The organism is Oscillatoria sp. FACHB-1406, from assembly GCF_014698145.1.
Taxonomy (GTDB): domain Bacteria; phylum Cyanobacteriota; class Cyanobacteriia; order Cyanobacteriales; family Spirulinaceae; genus FACHB-1406.
The window spans coordinates 1-22,421 of record NZ_JACJSM010000005.1 but is presented as its reverse complement, the minus strand read 5'-3'; the positions used below and the strand labels follow the sequence as shown (position 1 = coordinate 22,421).

Sequence of the window (22,421 nt, the reverse complement as noted above, 5' to 3'; positions counted from 1 at the left end):
ATGTTTTTAATGGATAATTGACAATGGACAATTGACAATTAATTGTTCCTTGAATTTCAATTCTCTTTTGCTCGGGGATGGGAATTTTGAATTCTCGAAAGAAATTGTAAAAACCCACCCCGAGTTGGAGTGGGTTCCGTCATGGATTGAATCGAGCAACTGAGCGATACTCGATTTTTAGTACACGCCCGGGTTGTAGCGATCGTCGCCTTCGTTATAAACCGGTTCGGTATCCGTTACGGTAAAAAGGTCTAAGGTACTTTTCAAACGAGCGATCTGAGAGTCGCTCAAACCGTCAATCTTCAAAACATCCTCAACCTTTTCATAGGGCGCGTTTTGGATGATTTTGCTCGCCAGCGTCGGATAGAAACCGCGCAGTTCGCGGAAATCTCTGACGTGGGTGTTATTTAAATCAATTTTGGTGCCAAATTCGCTGCTGAGTTTGTCATCGGCAGGATTGCGATAGCCCGCTGCCAAGACGGGCGCAGGCGATCGCAGCGTGACAGCACTCAGATCGATAGCGAATGCAGGCTGTTGGTTCGTCAATCCCCAAGAACTTACAATTAAAGCCAAAACCGCGAAAATCCGAACTAATTTTTTCATCATTCTTTCTTTTTATCCTCCTAAAGCATTGCTCTCTCGCCCAAAGAGAACCATTCTCTCGATTTAGGTTAACTTTGAATTTGCTCTGATTGTTCATCTTATCAAACTTGGTGCGCGGGGGAGAGTCCCACCTTTGGGCTAGACGCTGCAAGGTATTGCGCTACTTGCCAAAGAATGAGCGATCCTAAAAGCTGAAAGCTTTGCCTGGTGGGCGCTGCCCACCCTACCGAATGTCCTAATCGATCTGCGTAGTGCTAGATCTAGCCTAAGTGGTCTCGTCGAACCAAGAATCCCCGTCCGTTTTACGGCTGGGAATGTCAGAAACCTGCCGTTTTCGTAAGTTCTCTTCCGCTTCCACGCGAACTAATCCTTTTTATCTTTCCTTATCTTCGCTACAGCGATCGAGAGTACAGATTGGCGTTAAAGCGCTCTAAATTGTGCCGAGCGAAATAGTTATTTTCTAAAGTTCGAGCGGCATAAAAGATGAGATCGTCAGAGCAGAAGTTGGGATTTGAAACCCAATCGAGGGCTTACCGGTTCGGTATCCGGTAGCTGAAGGGGAGCCGCGATCGATAAGATAGAACAATTCAACAACTCTCTGACATTGCGTATGCCTACCTATCCCGGACTGTCCAGCGAAGCCTTCCGACACCCCCTCGATCGCCAAGCCGAACAAGCATTACGCAGCGTTCCCGGATTTAATCTCCTAGCCCGCAATTTTGTTAAATACGTCTACGAACGACCTCAGCGGGTTTATTTTCTCGGGAACTACATTAAAGTCGGCCCCCGCCAATACTCCACCATTTACGGAATTTTCCGCGAGTGCCTGCGCGATTTAGATGTCACCACCGAACCCGAACTCTACATCAGTCAGACTCCTACTGCCAATGCTTATGCCCTCGGTCGCGAATGTCCGTCCATCGTCATCAACAGCGGGTTGTTAGATTTACTCAATGAGGCAGAAATTCGGACAGCGATCGCTCACGAACTCGGACATATTAAATGCGAACACACTGTATTGATTCAGATGGCGATTTGGGCGATGGGGGCGGCACAATTCCTAGGAGATTTAACCCTAGGACTGGGAAACGTACTCAGTAGCGGTTTGATTTTCGCTTTCTACGAATGGCTGCGGAAAGCCGAACTTTCTGCCGATCGCGCGGCGCTATTGGTGATGGATGACCTTAGAGTGGTGATGCAAACGATGATGAAACTCTCCGGAGGAAGCCACAAATACGCCCATGAGTGCAATCTTGACGAATTTATCCGTCAGTCAGAGACCTATCTAGAATTAAATCGAGATGGATTGAACCAACTTTATAAATTCCTGATTTACAACGGCGGTCAAGGCGCATTTCTGACTCATCCTTTTTCTGTAGAACGCCTGCACTATTTACGGGAGTGGTCGGCCTCAGCGGAATATCGCCAAATTCGCCAAGGTAATTATCCCCGTTCTGGTGCAGAGGGTGCAGTAGACGCTCCTACGACTGAGAATGAGAGTGAAATAGAAGCCCTGCGGCGGCAAGTCGAAGAACTCCAGACAGAGATCGATCGCGTCAGAGGCGATCGCGAATCTCAAAATTAAGTCAGGAAAGGGGGCAAACTCAGCGATTGCGCGATCGCGTCCCGAGACAGACCCGCAGGTACAGTTCGCAGCAAAACTTAACATTGAGTAATCCCTCACAAGATTTCGTGGGTATACCGGCTTCTGATAGACTTTAAAACTGGAGACGGCAAACTCAGCCCGGAATAAAGAAGCAGTTGAGAGGAAAATTCAGTGGATAATACGCTTGGTTTAGAAATTATTGAAGTTGTCGAACAAGCCGCGATCGCCTCGGCAAAGTGGATGGGTAAAGGCGAAAAAAATACCGCCGACCACGTAGCTGTAGAAGCAATGCGGGAGCGTATGAACAAGATTTATATGCGCGGTCGCATCGTAATTGGGGAAGGCGAACGGGATGAAGCCCCCATGCTTTATATCGGCGAAGAAGTCGGAATTTGCAACCAAGAGAATGCAAAAGATTATTGCAACCCCGACGAACTCATCGAAATTGATATTGCGGTCGATCCTTGCGAAGGAACTAACCTCGTTGCTTACGGACAACCCGGTTCGATGGCAGTACTTGCCATTTCTGAAAAAGGCGGACTCTTCGCTGCGCCGGACTTCTACATGAAGAAACTCGCCGCACCTCCGGCAGCCAAAGGTCATGTCGATATTAATAAGTCAGCCACGGAAAACTTGCATATCATTTCGGATTGCTTGAACCGCGCGATCGAAGAATTGGTTGTCGTTGTGATGGATCGCCCCCGCCACAAAGAGTTAATTCAAGAAATTCGCGGTGCAGGCGCGCGGGTGCGACTGATTAGCGATGGTGACGTTTCCGCCGCACTCTGCTGTGCATTCTCTGGAACCAACATCCACGCGCTGATGGGAATCGGTGCAGCCCCCGAAGGCGTGATTTCAGCGGCGGCGATGCGCTGCTTGGGCGGTCACTTCCAAGGGCAGTTGATCTACGATCCGGAAGTCGTGAAAACGGGCTTAATCGGAGAAAGTAAGGAAGGAAACTTGGCTCGCCTCAACGAAATGGGGATTACTGACGGCGATCGCGTTTACAATGCAGAAGAACTCGCTAACGGTCAAACCGTTCTGTTCGCTGCCTGCGGGATTACTCCCGGAACCTTAATGGAAGGGGTTCGCTTCTTCCACGGCGGCGCGCGCACCCAAAGCTTGGTCATTTCCAGCCAATCGAAAACCGCTCGCTTCGTCGATACGGTTCATATGTTTGAGAAGCCGAAGTACATTCAATTGCGTTAATTGACGGTTAATTCGCTGGGAAGTCAGAATTTTAGAAGCAAGTATTCTTCTCAATTCTGGCTTCGTTGCTTTTAAAAACACCTTTTCTATTTATGAATATTTTAGTCGTCGGTCTTAGTCATAAAACGGCTCCTGTAGAAGTGCGGGAGAAATTAAGCATTCCGGAACCGAAAATCGAAGCCGCGATCGCACACCTAAAAACTTATCCCCACATTGAAGAAGTCGCGATCTTAAGTACCTGCAACCGTTTAGAAATCTACGTTGTCGCTCGGGAAAGTCAGCCCGGAGTCAGAGAAATTACGCAATTCCTCTCAGAAATCGGTCAACTTCCCCTCGACTATTTGCGCCGCTATCTCTTCATTCTGCTTCACCAAGATGCGCTGCGCCACATCATGCGCGTTGCAGCAGGATTGGATAGTTTGGTTCTCGGGGAAGGGCAAATCCTCGCCCAAGTCAAAACCACCCACAAACTCGCCCAAAAATACAACGGACTCGGACAACTGCTCGATCGCCTTTTCAAACAAGCAATGACGGCAGGGAAACGAGTTCGCACCGAAACCAGCATCGGTACAGGGGCGGTTTCGATCTCTTCGGCAGCAGTCGAACTCGCGCAAATCAAAGCCGCCCATCTGCCTTCCTGTCGCACCAGCATCATCGGTGCGGGCAAGATGGCGCACTTGCTGGTTAAGCATTTGTTAGCGAAGGGCGCAACCCAAATTACCATCGTCAATCGATCGCGCAAGCGTTCCCTGGAACTCGCCCGACAATTTCCCGACGCGCCGCTGCAACTCCTGGAAATTACGGAGATGCTACCCGCGATCGCAGGCTCGGATCTCGTCTTCACCAGCACCAGCGCAACCGAACCGATTCTCAACCGCGCCATGCTACAAGGCTGCCTCGCCTGCCATCAATCCCTGATGCTGATCGATATTTCCGTACCCCGCAACATTCACGCCGATGTCGATGGGTTAGAGCGAGTTCAGTGTTTTAACGTAGACGATCTGAAAGCCGTTGTTGCACAAAATACTGAGAGTCGCCGTCAGATGGCACGGGAAGCGGAAGTCTTGCTGGAAGAAGAAGTCGCAGCCTTTGAACTGTGGCGGCGATCGCTCGATACCGTTCCCACCATCAGCAGTTTGCGGCACAAAATTGAAAGTATCCGCGAACAAGAACTCGAAAAAGCCCTCTCGCGTTTGGGCAGCGAATTCGGCGAAAAACATCAGGAAGTCATCGAAGCATTAACGCGCGGAATTGTCAACAAAATTCTGCACGAACCGATGGTACAACTGCGGGCGCAACAAGATATCGAAGCGCGAGAACGCTGCTTAGAATCGTTGCAAATGTTGTTTAACCTAGAAACCAACAATCAGTTCACCTAGCGCCTCATCGAGACAACCTCGTGCTATAAAAATAGGGCTGAAGGCAATGTACTTCAGCCCTAGCATTTTGAATCTGTAGTTGCATCGTAATTCAATATGTAGTTTTGTTGCGATCGCCGGACAGTCGCGATCGCGCGAGCTAGAATAGCGGATGGGTGGTGAAGGTTGCGGTTACTTCTTTTAGGTTAAGAACAAGCACCGCAACCGCTTGTTCCCCCAGGTTTTAAATTTGTTGCTGGTGTAAGAAACAGTTACTTCGCCTGTCACGCGAGAGGTGTAGGTTCGAGTCCTGCCGCAGCGGTTATCGCTGCGTAGTTTAATAGGTTAGAACGCTTAAATATAGCTGTCTCTGCTTGTTCCGCAACAAACTGAATGGGGCTGAAAGCACTGCTTTTCAGTCCCATCGCTTTTTTTGATGAAGCACCCTGTAGAACCATGTCAAAGCTAAACCGCAAAGCCAAAAAAAAAGTTCCCGCCCTAGCGGGTGGTTTCGGGATGCGTGCTGCCGTACAATCACCAGAGGCAACATTGCGCCGATTAGTGATGGCGAACTTGTTGTGGGAAGATCTCGCCTACGCAGACGGCAAGAACGTTTCCGAGGCTATTGTTGAAGTTCTGCCACAGGTTTCGCCCTCAATTGTTGCAGAGATTGTCCGCGAAGCGCGCTTTCAACAAAAATTACGTCATACGCCGCTTTATCTCATTCGCTTAATGGCAAAGTTGGAAGACCATAAAGCTTACGTTGCTGACTTGTTATACGATGTTTGCACGCGCGCGGATATGGTGACGGATTTTGTTGCGTTGTACTGGAAAGAAGGAAAACAACCGCTTTCGGCGCAAGTCAAGAAAGGGCTAGCCAAAGCATTAACTCGCTTCGACGAATATCAACTTGCAAAATACGATCGCGCCACGGGCGTTAAGTTGCGAGATGTACTTTTTCTCGTCCACAGCAAACCGCAAATCGGTAAAGAAGAATTATACCGAAAACTCGCCCAACGCGAGCTAGCAACGCCCGATACTTGGGAAGTTGCCCTTTCGACAGGGCAAGATAAAAAGCAGAGTTGGGAACGGTTATTAGAAGAGGGGAAGTTAGGCGCGCTCGCTTTTCTGCGTAACCTTCGCAATATGGAACAAGCGGAAGTCTCGGAACGAGCAATTCAAGAAGCCTTTAAAACGATAAAGTCCGAATATTTGCTGCCGATTAACTTTTGGGCGGCGGCGAAAGCTTCGCCGCGCTGGATGCGAGAAATTGAATCAATGATGTTTCGTTGCTTTGCCCATCTCGAAAAGCTTCCCGGCACAACTATTTTTGTCGTTGATGTTTCGGGATCGATGGGCGCAACGATTAGCAGAAAATCGGAATTTTCGCGTATGGATGTAGCAGCGGCGATGGCGATGCTAGCAGCAGAACAATGCGAAACCATGCGCGTGTATGCGACAGCAGGCAGCGATGCAAAGCGCATTCATGACACGAAATTATTACCAGCTTATCGCGGTTTTGCGCTAAGCCAAGCGATTGTAGACAGTAAGAATAATTTGGGGGGCGGCGGTATTTTCACCCGTCAATGTCTCGAATACATTCGCCAACAAGAACGTAAAACACCCGATCGCATTATCGTTTTCTCAGATTCCCAGGACTGCGATCTCAATAAGTCTAAACTGCCCGAACCATTTGGTAAGACGAATTACATCATTGATGTCAGCGCCCACCAACACGGGATTAATTATCAAGGCGTTTGGACGGCTGAAGTTGCCGGGTGGTCGGAACATTTTCTCAAATTCGTAGCGGCGATGGAACAGTTATCGAGGCAGCGATCTTGCGATCGAGTTTAGAGATTTGTTAGTGGAAAAAGGTCTATCGAAACAGAGAAAAATGTCATTAAATCGGAGAGTCGAAACTATTTTACGGCTCTCCGTTACCAAAATTCCGCCTCGACACTTTCGATCTCGAAGTTCTTACCTTTCAAAGTAACTCGCTCCCACTTCTCGCCAAATAATTCGTCATCGTAAAGATAGCCATCGCAAAAGCTGTAAATTCGCTCTGCATCCTTCAGCAAAAGCTGACAGAAATCTCGTGCAATCCGCTCGTAAGCATCTTTTACAGCTTCATTGGAATTAAAGCGCAATTGCGTAGAAAGTTCGCAATCTTCGCAGATAAACGGGTAAGCAATCCACTCTTCCTGCATTCTTCGCTCGCAAGCAACAAACATTTGTTCGATTATCCTGTATTTATAATCGGGAGCGAAGCGACTAAACACGAGATTCTTGCCAAAAATAGCCGGAATTCTCGCTCTCACCCAGATTGCATCAATGAGATAAACGGGTTTTTCATTCCAATAGGGGAATTCTCCGAGCAGTCTCGGTAACTTTCCCTCAATCAACGCCGAGATCGGGAGGCAAACATCTTCTTCTGTATCCCGGTAATAGGGAACAATTTCGCGATCGCCCAAATCTCCGAGTACCGGAATAAAAATAAACTCGTGACCCCGAACTGCTTTTCCCAGGATATGATGAAACCAGCCGTCTTGGAACGTAAGAGAAACCATTAAGTCAATATTGGAGTAAATTGTAGGGTGGGCAAGGCAGTTATTGTTATTTCTAATTGGTTGAATTAACTTGCCTTGCCTTGCTCGCCAAAAGCCTGCTGGTGGGCATTGCGGATTTAAAATTATTCTCTGAACTTAAAGAGATTGCGGCAATGCCCACCCTACGACTGTATATCACATCAATCTCCTAAATATCTAAATAATAGATTGTTAATGCTTATTATTTAGTTGAATCTAGCTCTACGCGGTTGTATAAGTCGGCTAAAGAAATTTGAAAAGAAACAGATTTGAAAGTTACGATATCTTCGGCATTGTCATACTCCGTAAATGTCCAATGCTTGGCATCCGTTTTGAAATATTGCTCGACGTGCATAACATATTGGTCGATTAATAAATATTCCTGAAAGCTCGGAAGGGTGCGATAGGCAGCAAATTTAGCATCTTTATCGTAATGGCGAGTGGAAGCAGATAAAACTTCCGCGATCGCGATCGCATTTGCGAGGGTATCTTTACGCCCTTCTTGAAGTTCTAATTCTTCCGCGCTAATAACAATATCGGGGTAGGTATAAATTTGTTTTTCGGCAATCCACAGTCTTTGGTCGGTTACGAAGACACGATAAGGATGTTGCCTCAGTCCATAGTTTAATTCACCCCCAAGATTGAGAACGATCTGATTGTGATTTGGCGTTCCACCTGTCATTGCAATGACCTCTCCCCGAATATATTCATGACGTTGTTCGGAATTCACCTCAAATTCGAGGTACTCTTCACGAGTATAAGTTGGGGAGGATTCAATTAAAGCGCTAGTTTCCATAGGTCTCCGTTCGGCAATATTTCGCAAACCACATCTGTTTGACTCGGGTTTGACTTTATTATAGGGTCTCAAACCTTGGCTCTTACCGGCGGTATCGAGTCACTTTTGCAAGCGAGTCACAAAATCACAAGTCTATTGAGTTATTTTCTTGTTAGTCTAAAGCCCAGAAGTCTGTCAAAATTGAAGATATAGATGTGCGTATTGTTAATTTAGTCCTATCTCTCCCTCTTGTTTAAATGCCAGCGATCGGCGAACGCAGTCCCTCCACCATTCCCCCCAACCCTCGCCCTCTCCGTTCTTATCGGGCGCGAGGGCTACTCGTTGTTGCCCTTGTCGTCGGGCTGGGGCTGGCGTTCGAGTTAGTAGCAAATTTAACCGTCGATATCCTCTGGTTTCACAAATTAGGATATCTAGAAACCTTCCTAACGCGGTTTAAAGCGCAAGTCGGGTTATTTGCGATCGCGGCGACCCTCTCGGCTATCTTTTTAGAAGGCAATCTACAACTGGCTAACGATTTTAAATGGCAAGATCTAGTCCCTAGATCCTCCCCCAAAGCATCTCCTATCCCAACCGGCAATTATCGCAGCGTTCGCCCCAAAAATCTTCAGTTTCCAATGGGGTTGAAGTTCCTTCTCCCCTTCGTTCTCCTCCTTTGCATCTTTATCGGTTTAATGTTGGTTCACTACAGCCAAGTCGCGCTACAAGTTTGGGAACCCAAATTCGACCTACCCAGCATTACGCCGACACTACCGTCGCCTTTTAATCTCAATGCCATCCTCACTCAAATTCCCGACAAAGCCTATAAAAATGGATTGTTAACCTCTTGGTCGCTCGTTAGTATTGCCGGAACCATTTTACTGCTCCTTGCCAGTCCGCGCTGGTGCTTGCGTGTATTTGCGATCGCAATGAGCGCGATTTTTGGCTTCGTCCTTTCCGGAAATTGGACGCGGATTTTACTGTTTTTTAATGAAGTTGCCTTCAATCAAACCGACCCAATTTACGGACGCGATATCGGGTTTTATTTATATCAAATCCCGGTGTTACAATTAATTTATTTCTGGTTAGGGGGATTGAGTTTATGGGGTTTTACCTCCTGCCTTTTAACCTATGTCGTGTCGGGGCATAGCCTCTCGGAAGGAAATTTTATTGGCTTTTCACCCCGGCAATTGCGCCATCTCTCCGGACTCGGAAGTTTAGCAATGGCAGTGCAAGCATTGCATCATTGGCTGGCACGTTACGAACTGATGTATTCAAGTAAGGGCGAAGTTTTTGGTATCGGCTATACCGAATATCATCTCGAACGCCGCGTTGAACTGATTCTGTTGTTGCTTGCCAGCGCGATCGCAATTTGGCTATTCTTAAAAGCGATCGGTACGCACCCAGAAAAAGTCTTTCCCAAACCGCAACTGCGCGGAATTGCCGCCCTCTACGTCCTTTCCATCGTCCTTGGCAGTTTCCTCTTACCCGGTCTCGTTCAACGTTTCATCGTTCAGCCTAACGAACTGGCTCGGGAAACGCAGTACCTCCAACATAGCATCCAAGCCACACGCGCTGCCTTCGCCATTGACGAAAAAAATGTCGAAGTCGAAACTTTTAATCCCCAAGCCGACCTCAACTTAGCTAAACTCGCAAACAATCGAGAAACCGTTGAAAATATTCGCCTCTGGGATACTCGCCCGATTTTAACTACAATTCGCCAACTCCAACAAATCCGCCTGTACTATCGCTTTCCTTCTGCTGACGTAGACCGCTATACCATGCCTTTAGCAGCGGGCGGGCAGAACATCAAACAACAAGTCATCGTCGCCGCGCGAGAACTCGATTACAAACAAGTCCCTCAAGCGGCGCAAACTTGGGTCAACCGCCACCTCGTTTATACTCACGGTTACGGGTTTACCGTCAGTCCGGTGAACAAAGTCGGAGAAGGGGGATTGCCCGATTATTTCGTGCAAGATATCGGTACCGCCGAACAAGGCGGATTGCTGCGAACGGCTAATGCAGCGGTACGCCAGACCATTCCGATTGAGAATCCGCGCATTTATTACGGCGAACTGACAAATAATTACATTATGACCCCGAGTCGGGTTCCGGAATTGGATTTTCCGAGCGGGAATGAAAATGCTTACACGACTTATAAAGGGGCGGGAGGCGTTTTGTTAGGTTCGTTCTGGCGCAAACTTATTTTTGCCGAGCATTTAAAGGATTGGCAAATGCTGTTTACGCAAAACTTTCGCCCCGATACGCGGGTGCTGTTGCGGCGGGATATCAATCATCGGCTGCGCGCGATCGCACCCTTTTTACGTTACGATCTCGATCCGTATCTTGTCAGCGTTAATATCGACAAGCCGAACCCCGAAAATCCAGCACAAAAAAATTACCTTTATTGGATTATCGACGCATACACGACCAGCGACCATTACCCTTATTCCGACCCGGGTAAGTATCCCTTCAATTACACGCGCAATGCAGTCAAAGTCGTCCTCGATGCTTATAACGGTCATGTCGATTTTTACGTTGCCCAACCGGACGAACCGCTGATCCAAAGCTGGCAGCGAGCGTTTCCGCAAATGTTTAAACCTCTCGAGGCAATGCCTGCAAGTTTAAAAGCGCACCTGCGCTATCCCACTGACTTGCTCGAGGTGCAATCGGAACGCTTGCTTGCCTATCACATGATCGATCCGACTGTATTTTACAATCGCGAGGATCAGTGGCAAATCCCCTTAGAAATTTATGGAGCAAAACAGCAGCCGGTGCGGCCGTATCATCTAATTATGAATCTACCGACCACTTCTAGGGCGACAGATGAAGAGTTTATTTTACTGCAACCCTTTACACCCGTGGCGCGTCCAAACTTAATTGCATGGTTGGCAGCGCGTTCGGATGGCGAGAATTATGGCAAGTTGCTGTTGTATCAATTCCCCAAACAGAAGTTGGTGTATGGAATCGAGCAGATTCAAGCGCTGATGAATCAAGATCCGGTAATTTCTCAGTTAATTTCGTTGTGGGATAGGGAGGGTTCAAAGGCGATTCAGGGGAATTTATTAGCGATTCCGATTGAAAATTCGCTGCTTTATGTCGAACCTTTGTATTTAGAGGCGGATGAAAATGGGTTGCCAACGTTAGTGCGGGTGATTGTTGCCTATGATAATCGCATCGCGATCGCTGAAACCCTGCAACAAGCCTTTGAAAAGCTCTTTACCCCCGAAAGCAGCCAACCCAATCAGCCAGGAAATGGCGCGATTATTCGCCCGCTAGAACAATCAGATCGATAAATTAAAGAAAGATCGTTTTACCAATAATAAGCAACCCTTCCTAATTGGAAAGGGCGGCTTATTGTGAACTCTCAATTATTTATTGTTTACTTAGTTGCTGAAAACATTTTTAATGTTATCAACGGCATCTTTAACAGCATTGCGAGTATTGTCTACAGCATCCTGAGTTTTCGCAGCGTCTTCGTTAGCTCTTTTCTCAATCAGATCTTTATCGCGGTTTGCTTTGCGCTCTAAGGCATTACCGTCCTTACCCGTAGCATCTTCAACTTTATCGGCATTGTCATTTGCTGCGCCTTTAACCTTGGCACGAGTATCGCGAACGAATTCTTTTGCTCTATCTGAATCGCGATCGACTTTATTCTTAACTGCATCAGCCGCATCTGCAACTAATACAGAGTCTCCGACGGGTGCAGCGATCGCTAAATCGTGGGAGAATAAAGGCGTTTGCCAAGCTAATGCTGCTGCCGATACACAAAACAAAGCTGTAGCGACCCAGCGCCCTACAACAGAAAGTTTTTTCGTCAAATAATTCAGTCTCATTGGATACCGTTTAAAAATTACTTAACCTATTTTTACGGCATCGGTGCGATCGCGCGAATCCTTCTGGAGATAGAGCTTTTTTCGGCTCTCAGGAAAAGCGCTCGCACCTAGGTAAAAATCACTATTTTCGGCGAGACAGAATGAGTTATAGCGTTTTTCAAATGGATGAGATACAACAATTGCAATTAGATGGGTAGGGGTGAATGGCATTCGCCCGCGCGACGAACCTCACGCAAACGAAAAATGCTATATCATCCAACTCAAAAACTCCGAAGACAGAAGAACTTGAGTTAGGTTCAGATGAGCCGCGAAAACAGTCTGGTAGAATTGAGAGAACATTTTTTCGATTGAGGGGTTGTTAACTGACCTCCTATTTTTTGAGCGGCGAGCATAGTTAAACCTCCCATCATTCCTACTTTGCGACTCTGTTATCCCCCTTGAAACTGCCGACAGGCAAATCGCGCCGTCGTTCGGATCCTTGCAAAATCGCCGTAAGCCTTTCTTTAGATTTGAGTTCCACTAACCCGTAGATGATTATCGATAGCACAAAAATTCTTTCTTCCTTCTACAACTTCTTAACTCTTTCCGTAGTCTTCAGGACAGCGGCGAGAAAAAGTTTAAGCTATTCATCAGACGCAGAAATCACGCTGGATGCAAACCGGCGGAGCGCGCCTGAAGGGATGCGCTCTGGGACTCGCGCTTTCACAAAACTTTAAACCTTGGCTCGGTTTTTCGAGGGAGCTACAACGCTATGAGCGATACGATTGGAACTATGTTTGGGTTCTTAGGAGGAACCATCGTCTCCGTAGAGACAGGATATAGAGTCCTGCAACATCCTAACCCCCACCGCGTTTATCAGCGCCTCTCAGAAGCTAAATGGTTTCTGGCGTTGCGCTGGTGCGAGCAATTTTCGCATCCCGCAGGTATCCTCAACCACGAAGGCGAACTTTCTTTTTATAATGAAGCTTCGCTGCGCATTGGTTCGGAGCGCTTTCTCCCTATTCCCTATCGCAAACCTATCTTCGAGCATTGTTTGTCCCTGGAAGTTGGAGAAATTTCGACCTATGCCATTCCTTCTTGTAATGGGAGTTCTGCTGCCATTTTTGAAGTGTTTAGCCTCGATGTCGATCCTCGCTTTGGTCGCGTAGTTGTCGTACAGCGCCTCTGAAGCAAGACCTTCCGTTTTAACTCTTTCTGACCGGTTAAATTGGATGAATTATAATGCGATTTATTAATCCTAAAACCGATTACGCGTTTAAAAAGATTTTTGGTTCGGCAGAGAGTAAGGAAATTCTCATCAGTTTTCTCAATGCTTTGATTTATGACGGTCAAGCGACGATTAAAGACTTAGAAATCATCGACCCGAACTTACCGCCCAGAGTGCAAGGGCTGAAGGATACTTACCTCGATGTCCGCGCTCAACTCGATAATGGGACGTTTGTCATTATTGAAATGCAGGTTTTAAACGTACAATCTTTTGGCAAACGAGTTATCTTTAATGCGGCAAAAACTTATGCGTTTCAACTGCAAACGGGTGAAGGGTATCGGATGTTAAAGCCAGTGATTGCTTTAACGCTGACAGATTTTGAAATGTTTCCGGAATACGAAGACTGGATTTCCCACTTTGGATATCGGAACCTGAAGAACGGCGTTCCCTATCCGGATACAGAAATTGAACTTGTTTTCGTGGAGTTGCCGAAATTCAAGAAAGAGATGGAGGAACTGGAAACAATAGCAGATAAATGGATCTATTTTATTAAATATGCGCGATCGTTAACGGATATTCCCGACAATATGGAAGAGATTCCCGAACTGCATCGCGCTTTTGAAATTGCGAATCAAGCCGATTTAACCACAGCGGAATTAGAGGATTTAGAGCGCCGAGAAATGTTTATTTACGACCAACAAGGCGCGATCGCATTAGGACTCCAGCAAGGACTCGAACAAGGACTCCAGCAAGGACTCCAGCAAGGACTCGAACAAGGACTCGAACAAGGACTCGAACAAGGACTCGAACAAGGACTCGAACAAGGACTCGAACAAGGACTCGAACAGGGACTCGAACAAGGAAAGAACGAAGAAAAATACGCGATCGCGCGTAACTTACTCGCCTTTCTCGACAACGCCGCGATCGCGCAAACAACCGGGCTAACAGTTGAGGAAATTCAAGCGCTGCGCGAGATGCCTTAAGCTTCCCCAGTTCGAGCTTAACAAAACTATACTAAAAAGAAGAACCTACCCAGCCCACCGCGTTCTTCAATGATAAATCTCGTAACGCCCCAAGACCAAAGCACTGTGCATCCCGTCGGCGGACGCGATCGCGATCGCTTCGATCCCCAAGAAGCATGGTATCCCATCTTCTATCTCCAAGACCTCGATCGCGCTCAACCCAACCCCTTCACCCTCCTCGATCGCGATTTAGTCGTTTGGTGGGAAGAAAACAGCCAATCTTGGCGCGTATTTGAAGATTGTTGCCCCCATCGCCTCGCCCCACTCTCCCAAGGTCGCATTAACGAAGCCGGACAACTCGAATGTCCCTATCACGGCTGGGCCTTTTCCGGCGAAGGACATTGCGAAATCATTCCGCAACAGCTTGAAGGCAGTAAAGCCGAAACCTCCCAGCGTGCCTGCGTCGCCGCCCTTCCGACCGCCATCTACCAAGGAATGCTATTTGTTTACCCCGGAAACCCCGAAAACGCCCCAACAACCGCCGTTCCCGTTGTCGAACCCCTTGAAGATGCCGCCGACGATTGGGTTTGCATCGATACCTTCCGGGATCTTCCCTACGATGCCCTCACCTTACTCGAAAACGTCCTCGATTCCAGCCACCTCCCCTTCACCCATCATCGTTCCGTCGGCAATCGCGCCAACGCCGCCCCCGTCGAATTAGAAGTGGTTGAATCGACCAAACAAGGATTTACAGGCGTTTGGGAAGAAGGGCCTAGACGCGGTAAATTAGGACGGCAGGACACCACCTTTATCGCGCCGGGATTAATGTGGCACGACTTAACCTCAAAGCAATTCGGCAGAACGCTCACCGTCGTTTATGCCACTCCAATTCGTAAAGGAGAATGTCGAATTTTTGCGCGTTTTCCCTTTAAATTTCCCTCAAAATTCCCAGCATTAATTTTCAAAATAACGCCGCGTTGGTATTCTCATATCGGTCAAAATGCAATTCTCGAAGACGATCAAATCTTCTTGTATTTCCAAGAACGTTACTTAGAAAAAAGAGGCGGCAGCACTAACTTTAATCGAGCCTTTTATTTACCCACCAAAGCCGATCGCTTTGTAACCGAATTTCGCAATTGGGTCAACCGCTATCAAGCCGATCCCTTCCCAACGGAAAGTTTTTCGCCGCCCAAAGCGCCGGAACAACTCCTCGATCGCTACCATTCTCATACTGAAAAATGTGCCAGTTGTCGGGGCGCGCTGCAACGCATTCAACAGTTACGCTTGTGGTGTGCCATTGTCGGCGCGATCGCGTGGATTTGTCTCCCCCTGGTCGCCATTTATTTAAGCACCGCACTCTCAATTTCCCTCACAGCGCTGAGTTTAGGACTGGCAGCAGCTTGGTTGAGCTTAGCGCGTTTGGAGCGCAAGTTTTATGAAGGTCGCGCCATTCCACCCCGCAATCTCCTGAAATAAGCAAGGGATGGGCAGACGAGTTGAGGGTAAGGATTTCAGCAACCCAACTCCATTAAGTCGCTGCTGATAACCCGCCCCCTAAAAACTAATAACTGTTTACTAATACACAAATGGCTCTCGAATCAATTTCCCTCGCACCCAAAAGTGGCAAATCCGCCACTCACCTATTCGTCGCCCTGCACGGTTGGGGTGCAAACTCCCGCGATTTAGCCTCCCTCGCGCCCTTTCTCAATCTCCCCGACATGGAAATGATATTTCCCGAAGCGCCATTTTCGCACCCGCAAATCGCCGGAGGACGGGCGTGGTATGCGCTGGAACGGTCGGGTTATGCAGGCTTAGACGAGAGTCGCCAACTTTTAACCAATTGGCTGCTTTCCTTAGAAACCACGACTGGAATTCCCCTCGCTCGAACCATTTTGGCGGGTTTTTCCCAAGGCGGCGCAATGACGCTCGATGTCGGGCTGCAACTGCCGTTAGCAGGATTGTGCTGCTTGAGCGGTTATTTGCATTCCGCACCCCAACCGGGCAAACAACCGCCGCCAGTTCTTTCTCTTCACGGGCGGCAAGATTATGTCGTTCCCATTTCCCTCGCGCGGGAAGCCAAACAGAAGCTAGAAGCGGCGGGAGTAACGGTGGAGTACAGCGAGTTCGATATGGGACACGAAATTTCCCCGGAAGCGCTGGCAGTGTTGCGCGAGTTCCTCGAACGATATTAAACTACGACCGGAGCGCCATCCCCCCCTCACTCGGACTCAAAAATATGCTTAAATAAACGTTCTTTCGAGCCTTGAGGCTTTATCCTGTAACGGGATCGAACTTTTAATTAACAGCGAGGAAGCATTTGTGTTAGAGAAGACAGAAGCTATCATTGAAGCGATCGCGGGCCGGGAAATTCTCGATTCTCGAGGACGGCCGACTGTAGAAGCGGAAGTTCGCTTAGAAAGCGGCGTTGTCGGCCTCGCCCAAGTCCCTAGCGGCGCATCTACCGGAACGTTTGAAGCTCACGAACTGCGCGACGACGAGCATCGTTACGGCGGTAAAGGCGTTCTCAAAGCGGTTCGCAATATTCGCGAAAAAATCGAGCGGCAATTGCTGGATATGGATGCTTTCGATCAAATCGCGATCGATCGCGCGATGATGGAGTGCGACGGTTCTGCTAATAAGTCCGAACTGGGTGCAAATGCCATTCTTGCAGTCTCTCTCGCTACTGCAAAAGCCGCTGCTGGCGAACTGCAAATTCCCCTCTATCGTTACCTCGGCGGCCCCTTAGCCAACGTTTTGCCCGTTCCCCTCATGAACGTGATTAACGGCGGCGCTCATGCAGCCAATAACGTCGATTTCCAAGAGTTCATGATCGTTCCGGGCGGCGCGCCTACTTTTGCCGAAGCTTTGCGCTGGGGCGCGGAAGTCTTCGCCACCCTCAGCAAAGTTTTGGCCAGCGAAGGACTTTTAGGCGGTGTTGGCGATGAAGGCGGTTACGCGCCCAACCTGAAATCTAATGAAGAAGCATTAGAAATTCTGGTTGCAGCGATTGAAAAAGCGGGTTACAAACCGGGCGAAGAAGTTTCTCTGGCGATGGATGTTGCTGCCAGCGAGTTTTACAAAGAGGGGCAGTACGTTTACGATGGCAGTCCCCACAGTCCGGCTGATTTTATCGACTATTTGGGCAAATTAGTCGATAAATATCCCATTGTTTCTATTGAAGATGGTTTACACGAAGAAGATTGGGACAATTGGAAATTGCTGAACGAAAAGTTGGGCAGCAAAATTCAGTTAGTCGGCGATGACTTGTTTGTTACCAATCCGACGCGCTTGCAAAAAGGAATCGATTTACGGGCGGGCAATGCGATTTTGATTAAACTCAATCAAATCGGCACGCTGACGGAAACGTTGGAAACCATCGATTTAGCGAAGCGCCATCAATTCCGCTGCGTCATTTCCCACCGTTCCGGGGAAACCGAAGATACGACAATTGCCGATTTAGCCGTCGCGACGCGCGCCGGACAAATTAAAACGGGTTCTCTGTGTCGTAGCGAACGGGTTGCGAAGTACAATCGCCTGTTGCGGATCGAGGAAGAACTCGGCGATCGCGCGGTTTATGCTGGAACTATCGGCATGGGTCCGGGCGTATAATCGCTGTTAAAGGACGAGGCGGGTTTTTCTCGGTTTGATACCCGTTAGAGCGAACCCGCCCCTGCAACGATTTTGTTGGGGTTGGATTAAAGACTGTCGGCAAGCCTGTTCCTACAGCCTTTTGAACCGACTCCTATTCGCTGTTTACAAACTGCCTCAAGCTTGTATGCTATATCGTAGGAGCAGGCGAACCCGACTCGTAAACCGTTACAGCGTCTAGGAATTCCAGTGGCACAAGCGTCCTTTTGGCAAAAGCAATCCGTTGACCTCGCTCGCAGACTCGCAGATTTGAAGTTAGAACGCCGAGTCCTGCGCGGTTTGAATGGTCTTTTTTCCACTTTGCGAGGTTCGCAGCGTTGGCTTTTTGGTGGATTGGGTTTAGCTCTTTTAATCGTTTGGGATTGGAAACTGTTGCTAGCAACGGCTATCGGGATGGGCGCAATGCTAGCGGTTTATATGCTACAGCAAGGCGGTTGGCAAGCCTATCGATCGCAACTCGAACGCTTTTTACGCAGTTCTCAGCGTCCCTTTGCCTTTGCCGTTGGGAGTGGCGGCTTTGCAGCACTTCTGACCTACGCGGCGACTTCGATGTGGGCGGAAAGCGAAAATCGCTGGCTGGCCGTTGGAGCGATCTTTCAAGGGTTAGGAACCATACTGACGTTGGTGTTGCTGGGCTGGCAAATTTGCGATCGCCGCGAGGGAAATTGGGAAGATCGGTTCGAGCGACTGTTAGGCGAACTCACCGATAACGATCCCCTCAAACGCGCGATCGCGGTGCGACAATTAGCACAACGGGCAGCCAAGGGAAAATTGAGCGCCAGCGATCGCGAAACCGTTATCGAGTATATTCAGGTCATGCTCGCGCGCGAATCCAGTGCCTTAGTCCGCAAAGCCGCGATCGAAAGCCTGCAACGCTTAGATGCAGTTCGGCAGCGTCAGTTAAACCAGCAACCGCTACCAATGCCGCTTGCTTTCGACCGTTTATCTCGTAAAATGGGCGCGCGTTCTTCCCAACCGAGGTAACTCAACGCTGCCTTCCATTCAAAACAATCAATACAAAGAAAACGGGTTTTCTTTACCGCGATAATCCAAACAACCGATCGCATTTTCGGTATTCGCAATGTGTGGGCGAACCGTACATTTTAATCGATAGTCATTTGTAAAAAACTGGCAGTTCGTACAGGGAATATCGTGCATCACTTTACTCCGTTGCAAGACATCGCGAATACTGCTAAAGAGCGACCACCCTAAAAGCAGAAAGAATGTCCAAGCAACGACGAAGCACAAAGGAACCAAGATCGGTTTTAAAATTTGTACGGTATTGTAAAACAAAGTCAGCATTTAACAATCGTTAGTTCCTTAAACGCTTAAAAGTTGGACGAGTTGAGATAACTGTTGGGAATTAAAAGTTTGTTTGAGAGTCTTAGCTGCAATCTTTGGATCTACAGAAATGAGAATTTGAGGAACGTTGGCTTTTGCCATCTGCTTGAGGCTTGCGCTCGTTTGAATTTCCTCTCCTTTCCCCAAAGCAATGCAATCGCTTCCCAATTTTAATTCTTTAAGAATAACAGGAGCTAAAACTCGGTAAGTGAATTTCGGATTTCCAATCGCTTGATAAGCGCTTTTCGTTAACAGTTGCCAGCCCTTTTCTTGAGGAGCAAGCTTAGCTAAACTCGCGCAGAACTGCTGCAATTGTTTGCGAGTTTGAGCGTTGGATTTTTGTTTAAAAACTTCTAACATCTGTTTCAGAATCTTCCGAATTTGGGCGGCAACTTCCCATTCGGGGCGAACAGTCTGCTGTTGGGCGATGCTGGCCTGCGGGACGGATTCGTTTGTTCGGGAGGCTACGCTAGCACCCAAAGAAGCACTTCCTTCGAGTTCTGGAATTTCTACCCCCACCAAAGTCAGCAGATAATGTTGCAGTTCGGCAAACGAAGGTTCTGCTGCCTTAGAAATCTTTTCTGCCTCCTCATCGGGGAGTCCCGAAGGACTTTCTAATTTTGTCAACAAATCGTTTAATGCTTCATACCCATCGAGGAATAAATGTTCTAACTTAGAATTGACGGGGACTTCATGATCTTTTAAAATCTTGAAGCAATCTTCGAGGCGATGGGCAGTTTTCTGAATTTCGTTATAGCCCAGCATCGCCGAACCCCCTTTAATCGAGTGGGCGGCGCGAAACATCTCGTTAAGGCGTTCTGGGTCGCGAACCACAACATTCAACTCCATTAACCCTTGTTCGAGGGTTTCAAGGTGTTCTTTCGCTTCCTCAATGAAATAACCGAGTATCTTTTGATGGCTTGCTCTGTCCAAAGCGTCATTCCCCTGTCAAAGATAAATTATCTTCAAGGATAGCCGATGCTCGCTCGGTGTCACCATTGATTCGCGCGGCTGTTCCCTTTAAAGGGGGCGCGTTGTTCGGATTGACGAGTCGCTCGGGCCGAGTTTTAAACGAGAACGGGCTGCCGTTCCAGCAAAATCCCGTGCAGTCCGGCAGCCTTTGCCCCTTCGTAATCTTCTTTAACGCTATCGCCGACGTGCCAAGCGCGACTCGGTTCGCACTGGTGTTTAGCCAAAGCTTTATGAAAAATAGCCGGGTCGGGCTTAGCAACCCCGAGACTCGAGGAGATGGTAATACTGTGAAAATATTTTCTCAGTTCCAATCCTTCCAAGACAGCGTGGATGCGAGAATCAAAGTTCGAGATAATTCCTAACTCAATCCGTTGCTCCTTCCACTTTTCGAGAGCGGGAAGAATATCCGGGTAAACCTGCCAGGGCTTAGGGGTTGCGAAGTGTCCGTAAAGGCGAGTAAAGAAAGCCTGAAAATCTGAAAATTGTTCCAGCGCATTCGCTTTCTCAAACGTAAGCCTCGAAACTTCGTACCACCACTCAAACTCGCGTCGGGGAACTTCAGTTACGCTGACACCGGGAAAGGTTAAGGGGCTACTCGCCTGAAAAACTTGGTAGAAGGCACGTTCTAAAGCGGCACTTTCGGCCTCCACGCCAAACTCGCGGGCGATTTCGCCGTAGATTTCCCCCACGCTGCCGCGAACGCCAAATAGCGTTCCGACAGCATCTAAAAAAATGACTTGCGGTTTTTCCATCGAGCCTTCTTGTGAACGCTTACTGGGACAAAAGCTCCGCCAGCGGTTGGGTTATCCAATTCAAGCCGACTGCAAGCTGGTGCTTGAGAGTTGGGAGACGATAAAGATAGGCCAGTCGCCGGGTCAGATATCCCAAAGAACCGTCCAATTTTATCCCCATCCCGGAAACTGTGGCACTCTCGATTCCGAGAGTCATCATTTCTCCGAGAGGCTGATAGCGGAAGGGCAACAGAGGGCGACCCGTTAGAGATGCCCACAGGTTCCAAGCACAATAATCGGCTTGCTGAATCGCACTTTGACCGGTGGCAGGGACTTTTTGACCGACGGCATCCCGACAGTCGGCTAAATCGCCGAGGGCAAATACGCCGTCGCAATCAAGAACTTGTAAGGTGGGTGCAATAACGACTCGTCCTTGGGTTTCGCGTTTTAGGGGCAGCGTTTCAAGCAGCGGGGTGGCTGTCGTTCCGACTGTCCACAACACAATATCCGCAGGGATGATGTCTACCTGTCCTTTATACAGCAAAGCGATCGCATCTGAGTCGATCGATTGCACGTCGGTTTCGAGATCCAGCCAGATTTGACGTGCTTCCAGAGCAGTTTTAGCGGATTTACGATTAAATTCTACTGCATTGGTCAAGATATCCGGACAGCGCTCGATGATACGAATACGACCGCGTTCGCCGAGGCGGTCGGCGAGCTTGCAGGCGAGTTCTACGCCACTATAACTGCCGCCGACGATGGCAATGCGAATTTTATCGCGTTCGGATGCTTCGAGGTCGCGCAGGCGGGCTTGGAGGCGGTAAGCATCCTCGAGGGTACGGAAGGGGAGGGCGTAGTCTTTCGCGCCGGGAACGTCGAGCGGAGTTTTACCGCCGACGGAGAGGACGAGTTTATCGTAAGGGAGGGTTGTTCCCCCTTCCAGGAGAATTTGTTTGCCTTCGAGGTCGATTTCCGTGGCGCAGGCGTGGCAGAATTTAATGGCGGTGCCTTCGAGCAGTTCGGCAAAAGGCGGGGCAACTTCCCAGGTTTGCATTTCGCCGCTGACGAGTTCGTACAACAGGGGGGAAAATAAGAAGCGATCGCTGCGATCGATTAGCGTAATTTCTGGTCTTTGGGAGCGTTCCCAGGGGAGTTCGTTTAAGCGCAGGGCGGTATAAAGACCGCCAAAGCCCCCACCGAGAATGCAAATACGGGTTGGTTGTTCGTTCATGAAGATTTAGTAAGGAGCAGGAGTAAGCGTTTAATCTCAGGATAACAAGGCGATCGCGCTCCGAACCGACCTTCTCGATTTTCAATCCAACCCATCCATTCCTTACTCCTGATAAGATTGCGCTGGGCGGGCATTGCCGACTCCAAAAACAAACGCTCGTTCGCTCCGACTTTTGTTAGATTTAAGCGAACAACGCTCAACTGCGCGTTTCTAAGTGCAATCTTGAAGATTGTTGACATCCTCCCCGCGCCTTTAGGCGCGGGGATTCCTAAACCTCACGCGCCCGTCCATATTTTTGAGGAGACCTCAAAAACGAGGACGCTACGACTTAGGTTTCTGCTTCATAGCACCAGCCTTCAC

19 protein-coding genes and 1 tRNA gene are annotated in these 22,421 nt (G+C 48.6%); 12 read left to right on the top strand and 8 right to left on the bottom strand.

The features are described 5' to 3' along the window. Window positions 1-177: 177 nt before the first annotated feature. Complete coding sequence (gene psbU, locus H6G50_RS07030; protein ID WP_347239896.1) at window positions 178-606, bottom strand: photosystem II complex extrinsic protein PsbU; 429 nt, start codon at window positions 604-606, stop codon at window positions 178-180. A 607-nt stretch (window positions 607-1,213) separates the two neighbouring features. Here psbU and H6G50_RS07025 point away from each other — a divergent pair. The 5 genes from H6G50_RS07025 (at window position 1,214) to H6G50_RS07005 (ending at window position 6,630) form a co-directional block, all read left to right on the top strand. After that, window positions 1,214-2,188, top strand: a complete 975-nt coding sequence (locus H6G50_RS07025; protein ID WP_190714667.1) for a M48 family metallopeptidase — start codon at window positions 1,214-1,216, stop codon at window positions 2,186-2,188. 192 nt (window positions 2,189-2,380) lie between these two features. Then, the gene (gene glpX, locus H6G50_RS07020) at window positions 2,381-3,418 is read left to right on the top strand and encodes a class II fructose-bisphosphatase (RefSeq protein WP_190714660.1); all 1,038 of its coding nucleotides are present in this window, start codon (window positions 2,381-2,383) and stop codon (window positions 3,416-3,418) included. Between the two features lie 92 nt (window positions 3,419-3,510). Then, window positions 3,511-4,797 (top strand): glutamyl-tRNA reductase, encoded by a 1,287-nt coding sequence (locus tag H6G50_RS07015; RefSeq protein WP_190714658.1) that lies wholly within the window; start codon window positions 3,511-3,513, stop codon window positions 4,795-4,797. Between the two features lie 234 nt (window positions 4,798-5,031). Beyond that, a tRNA-OTHER gene (locus H6G50_RS07010) sits at window positions 5,032-5,097 on the top strand. A 135-nt stretch (window positions 5,098-5,232) separates the two neighbouring features. Then, complete coding sequence (locus H6G50_RS07005) at window positions 5,233-6,630, top strand: TROVE domain-containing protein (protein ID WP_190714656.1); 1,398 nt, start codon at window positions 5,233-5,235, stop codon at window positions 6,628-6,630. Between the two features lie 83 nt (window positions 6,631-6,713). Here H6G50_RS07005 and H6G50_RS07000 read toward each other — a convergent pair whose 3' ends face one another. Further along, window positions 6,714-7,343, bottom strand: a complete 630-nt coding sequence (locus tag H6G50_RS07000; protein WP_190714655.1) for a hypothetical protein — start codon at window positions 7,341-7,343, stop codon at window positions 6,714-6,716. A gap of 220 nt (window positions 7,344-7,563) precedes the next feature. Beyond that, a complete protein-coding gene (locus H6G50_RS06995; protein ID WP_190714653.1) occupies window positions 7,564-8,157 on the bottom strand; it encodes a Uma2 family endonuclease in 594 nt (197 codons plus the stop codon). 236 nt (window positions 8,158-8,393) lie between these two features. Between H6G50_RS06995 and H6G50_RS06990 the strand changes: the two genes are divergently transcribed. Then, entirely contained in the window at window positions 8,394-11,429 is a 3,036-nt protein-coding gene (locus H6G50_RS06990; protein ID WP_190714651.1) for a UPF0182 family protein, read from the top strand. Between the two features lie 90 nt (window positions 11,430-11,519). Here H6G50_RS06990 and H6G50_RS06985 read toward each other — a convergent pair whose 3' ends face one another. Further along, the gene (locus tag H6G50_RS06985; RefSeq protein WP_190714649.1) at window positions 11,520-11,969 is read right to left on the bottom strand and encodes a hypothetical protein; all 450 of its coding nucleotides are present in this window, start codon (window positions 11,967-11,969) and stop codon (window positions 11,520-11,522) included. A 751-nt stretch (window positions 11,970-12,720) separates the two neighbouring features. Between H6G50_RS06985 and H6G50_RS06980 the strand changes: the two genes are divergently transcribed. The 6 genes from H6G50_RS06980 (at window position 12,721) to H6G50_RS06955 (ending at window position 18,770) form a co-directional block, all read left to right on the top strand. Further along, window positions 12,721-13,137, top strand: coding sequence for a hypothetical protein (locus H6G50_RS06980; protein WP_190714647.1), 417 nt, complete (start codon window positions 12,721-12,723; stop codon window positions 13,135-13,137). Window positions 13,138-13,190: 53 nt separating this feature from the next. Beyond that, a complete protein-coding gene (locus H6G50_RS06975) occupies window positions 13,191-14,159 on the top strand; it encodes an Rpn family recombination-promoting nuclease/putative transposase (protein WP_190714645.1) in 969 nt (322 codons plus the stop codon). A gap of 69 nt (window positions 14,160-14,228) precedes the next feature. Then, window positions 14,229-15,614: a Rieske 2Fe-2S domain-containing protein gene (locus tag H6G50_RS06970; RefSeq protein ID WP_190714644.1), complete on the top strand. Its 1,386-nt coding sequence runs from the start codon at window positions 14,229-14,231 to the stop codon at window positions 15,612-15,614. Between the two features lie 110 nt (window positions 15,615-15,724). Beyond that, window positions 15,725-16,330 carry an alpha/beta hydrolase gene (locus H6G50_RS06965; protein WP_190714642.1) on the top strand — a complete coding sequence of 202 codons (606 nt, stop codon included), beginning with the start codon at window positions 15,725-15,727 and terminating at the stop codon, window positions 16,328-16,330. 127 nt (window positions 16,331-16,457) lie between these two features. Next, window positions 16,458-17,747, top strand: coding sequence for a phosphopyruvate hydratase (eno, locus tag H6G50_RS06960; protein WP_190714640.1), 1,290 nt, complete (start codon window positions 16,458-16,460; stop codon window positions 17,745-17,747). A gap of 228 nt (window positions 17,748-17,975) precedes the next feature. Beyond that, a complete protein-coding gene (locus H6G50_RS06955; RefSeq protein WP_190714638.1) occupies window positions 17,976-18,770 on the top strand; it encodes an ATP synthase subunit I in 795 nt (264 codons plus the stop codon). 27 nt (window positions 18,771-18,797) lie between these two features. Here the strand turns inward: H6G50_RS06955 and H6G50_RS06950 are convergent, their stop codons facing one another. From H6G50_RS06950 to H6G50_RS06935, 4 genes are all read right to left on the bottom strand, one after another. Then, window positions 18,798-19,088: a hypothetical protein gene (locus tag H6G50_RS06950; protein WP_190714637.1), complete on the bottom strand. Its 291-nt coding sequence runs from the start codon at window positions 19,086-19,088 to the stop codon at window positions 18,798-18,800. Between the two features lie 18 nt (window positions 19,089-19,106). Then, entirely contained in the window at window positions 19,107-20,060 is a 954-nt protein-coding gene (locus H6G50_RS06945) for an Hpt domain-containing protein (protein ID WP_190714635.1), read from the bottom strand. A 134-nt stretch (window positions 20,061-20,194) separates the two neighbouring features. Further along, window positions 20,195-20,851, bottom strand: coding sequence for an HAD family hydrolase (locus H6G50_RS06940; protein ID WP_190714633.1), 657 nt, complete (start codon window positions 20,849-20,851; stop codon window positions 20,195-20,197). Between the two features lie 19 nt (window positions 20,852-20,870). Beyond that, the gene (locus H6G50_RS06935) at window positions 20,871-22,061 is read right to left on the bottom strand and encodes an NAD(P)/FAD-dependent oxidoreductase (protein WP_190714631.1); all 1,191 of its coding nucleotides are present in this window, start codon (window positions 22,059-22,061) and stop codon (window positions 20,871-20,873) included. Between the last annotated feature and the right edge of the window lie 360 nt (window positions 22,062-22,421).

Coding starts and splice junctions, on each gene's coding strand:
- psbU (WP_347239896.1), bottom strand. CDS start 606: ATGATGAAAAAATTAGTTCGGATTTTCGCGGTTTTGGCTTTAATTGTA.
- H6G50_RS07025 (WP_190714667.1), top strand. CDS start 1,214: ATGCCTACCTATCCCGGACTGTCCAGCGAAGCCTTCCGACACCCCCTC.
- H6G50_RS07015 (WP_190714658.1), top strand. CDS start 3,511: ATGAATATTTTAGTCGTCGGTCTTAGTCATAAAACGGCTCCTGTAGAA.
- H6G50_RS07005 (WP_190714656.1), top strand. CDS start 5,233: ATGTCAAAGCTAAACCGCAAAGCCAAAAAAAAAGTTCCCGCCCTAGCG.
- H6G50_RS07000 (WP_190714655.1), bottom strand. CDS start 7,343: ATGGTTTCTCTTACGTTCCAAGACGGCTGGTTTCATCATATCCTGGGA.
- H6G50_RS06995 (WP_190714653.1), bottom strand. CDS start 8,157: ATGGAAACTAGCGCTTTAATTGAATCCTCCCCAACTTATACTCGTGAA.
- H6G50_RS06990 (WP_190714651.1), top strand. CDS start 8,394: ATGCCAGCGATCGGCGAACGCAGTCCCTCCACCATTCCCCCCAACCCT.
- H6G50_RS06985 (WP_190714649.1), bottom strand. CDS start 11,969: ATGAGACTGAATTATTTGACGAAAAAACTTTCTGTTGTAGGGCGCTGG.
- H6G50_RS06980 (WP_190714647.1), top strand. CDS start 12,721: ATGAGCGATACGATTGGAACTATGTTTGGGTTCTTAGGAGGAACCATC.
- H6G50_RS06975 (WP_190714645.1), top strand. CDS start 13,191: ATGCGATTTATTAATCCTAAAACCGATTACGCGTTTAAAAAGATTTTT.
- H6G50_RS06970 (WP_190714644.1), top strand. CDS start 14,229: ATGATAAATCTCGTAACGCCCCAAGACCAAAGCACTGTGCATCCCGTC.
- H6G50_RS06965 (WP_190714642.1), top strand. CDS start 15,725: ATGGCTCTCGAATCAATTTCCCTCGCACCCAAAAGTGGCAAATCCGCC.
- H6G50_RS06950 (WP_190714637.1), bottom strand. CDS start 19,088: ATGCTGACTTTGTTTTACAATACCGTACAAATTTTAAAACCGATCTTG.
- H6G50_RS06940 (WP_190714633.1), bottom strand. CDS start 20,851: ATGGAAAAACCGCAAGTCATTTTTTTAGATGCTGTCGGAACGCTATTT.
- H6G50_RS06935 (WP_190714631.1), bottom strand. CDS start 22,061: ATGAACGAACAACCAACCCGTATTTGCATTCTCGGTGGGGGCTTTGGC.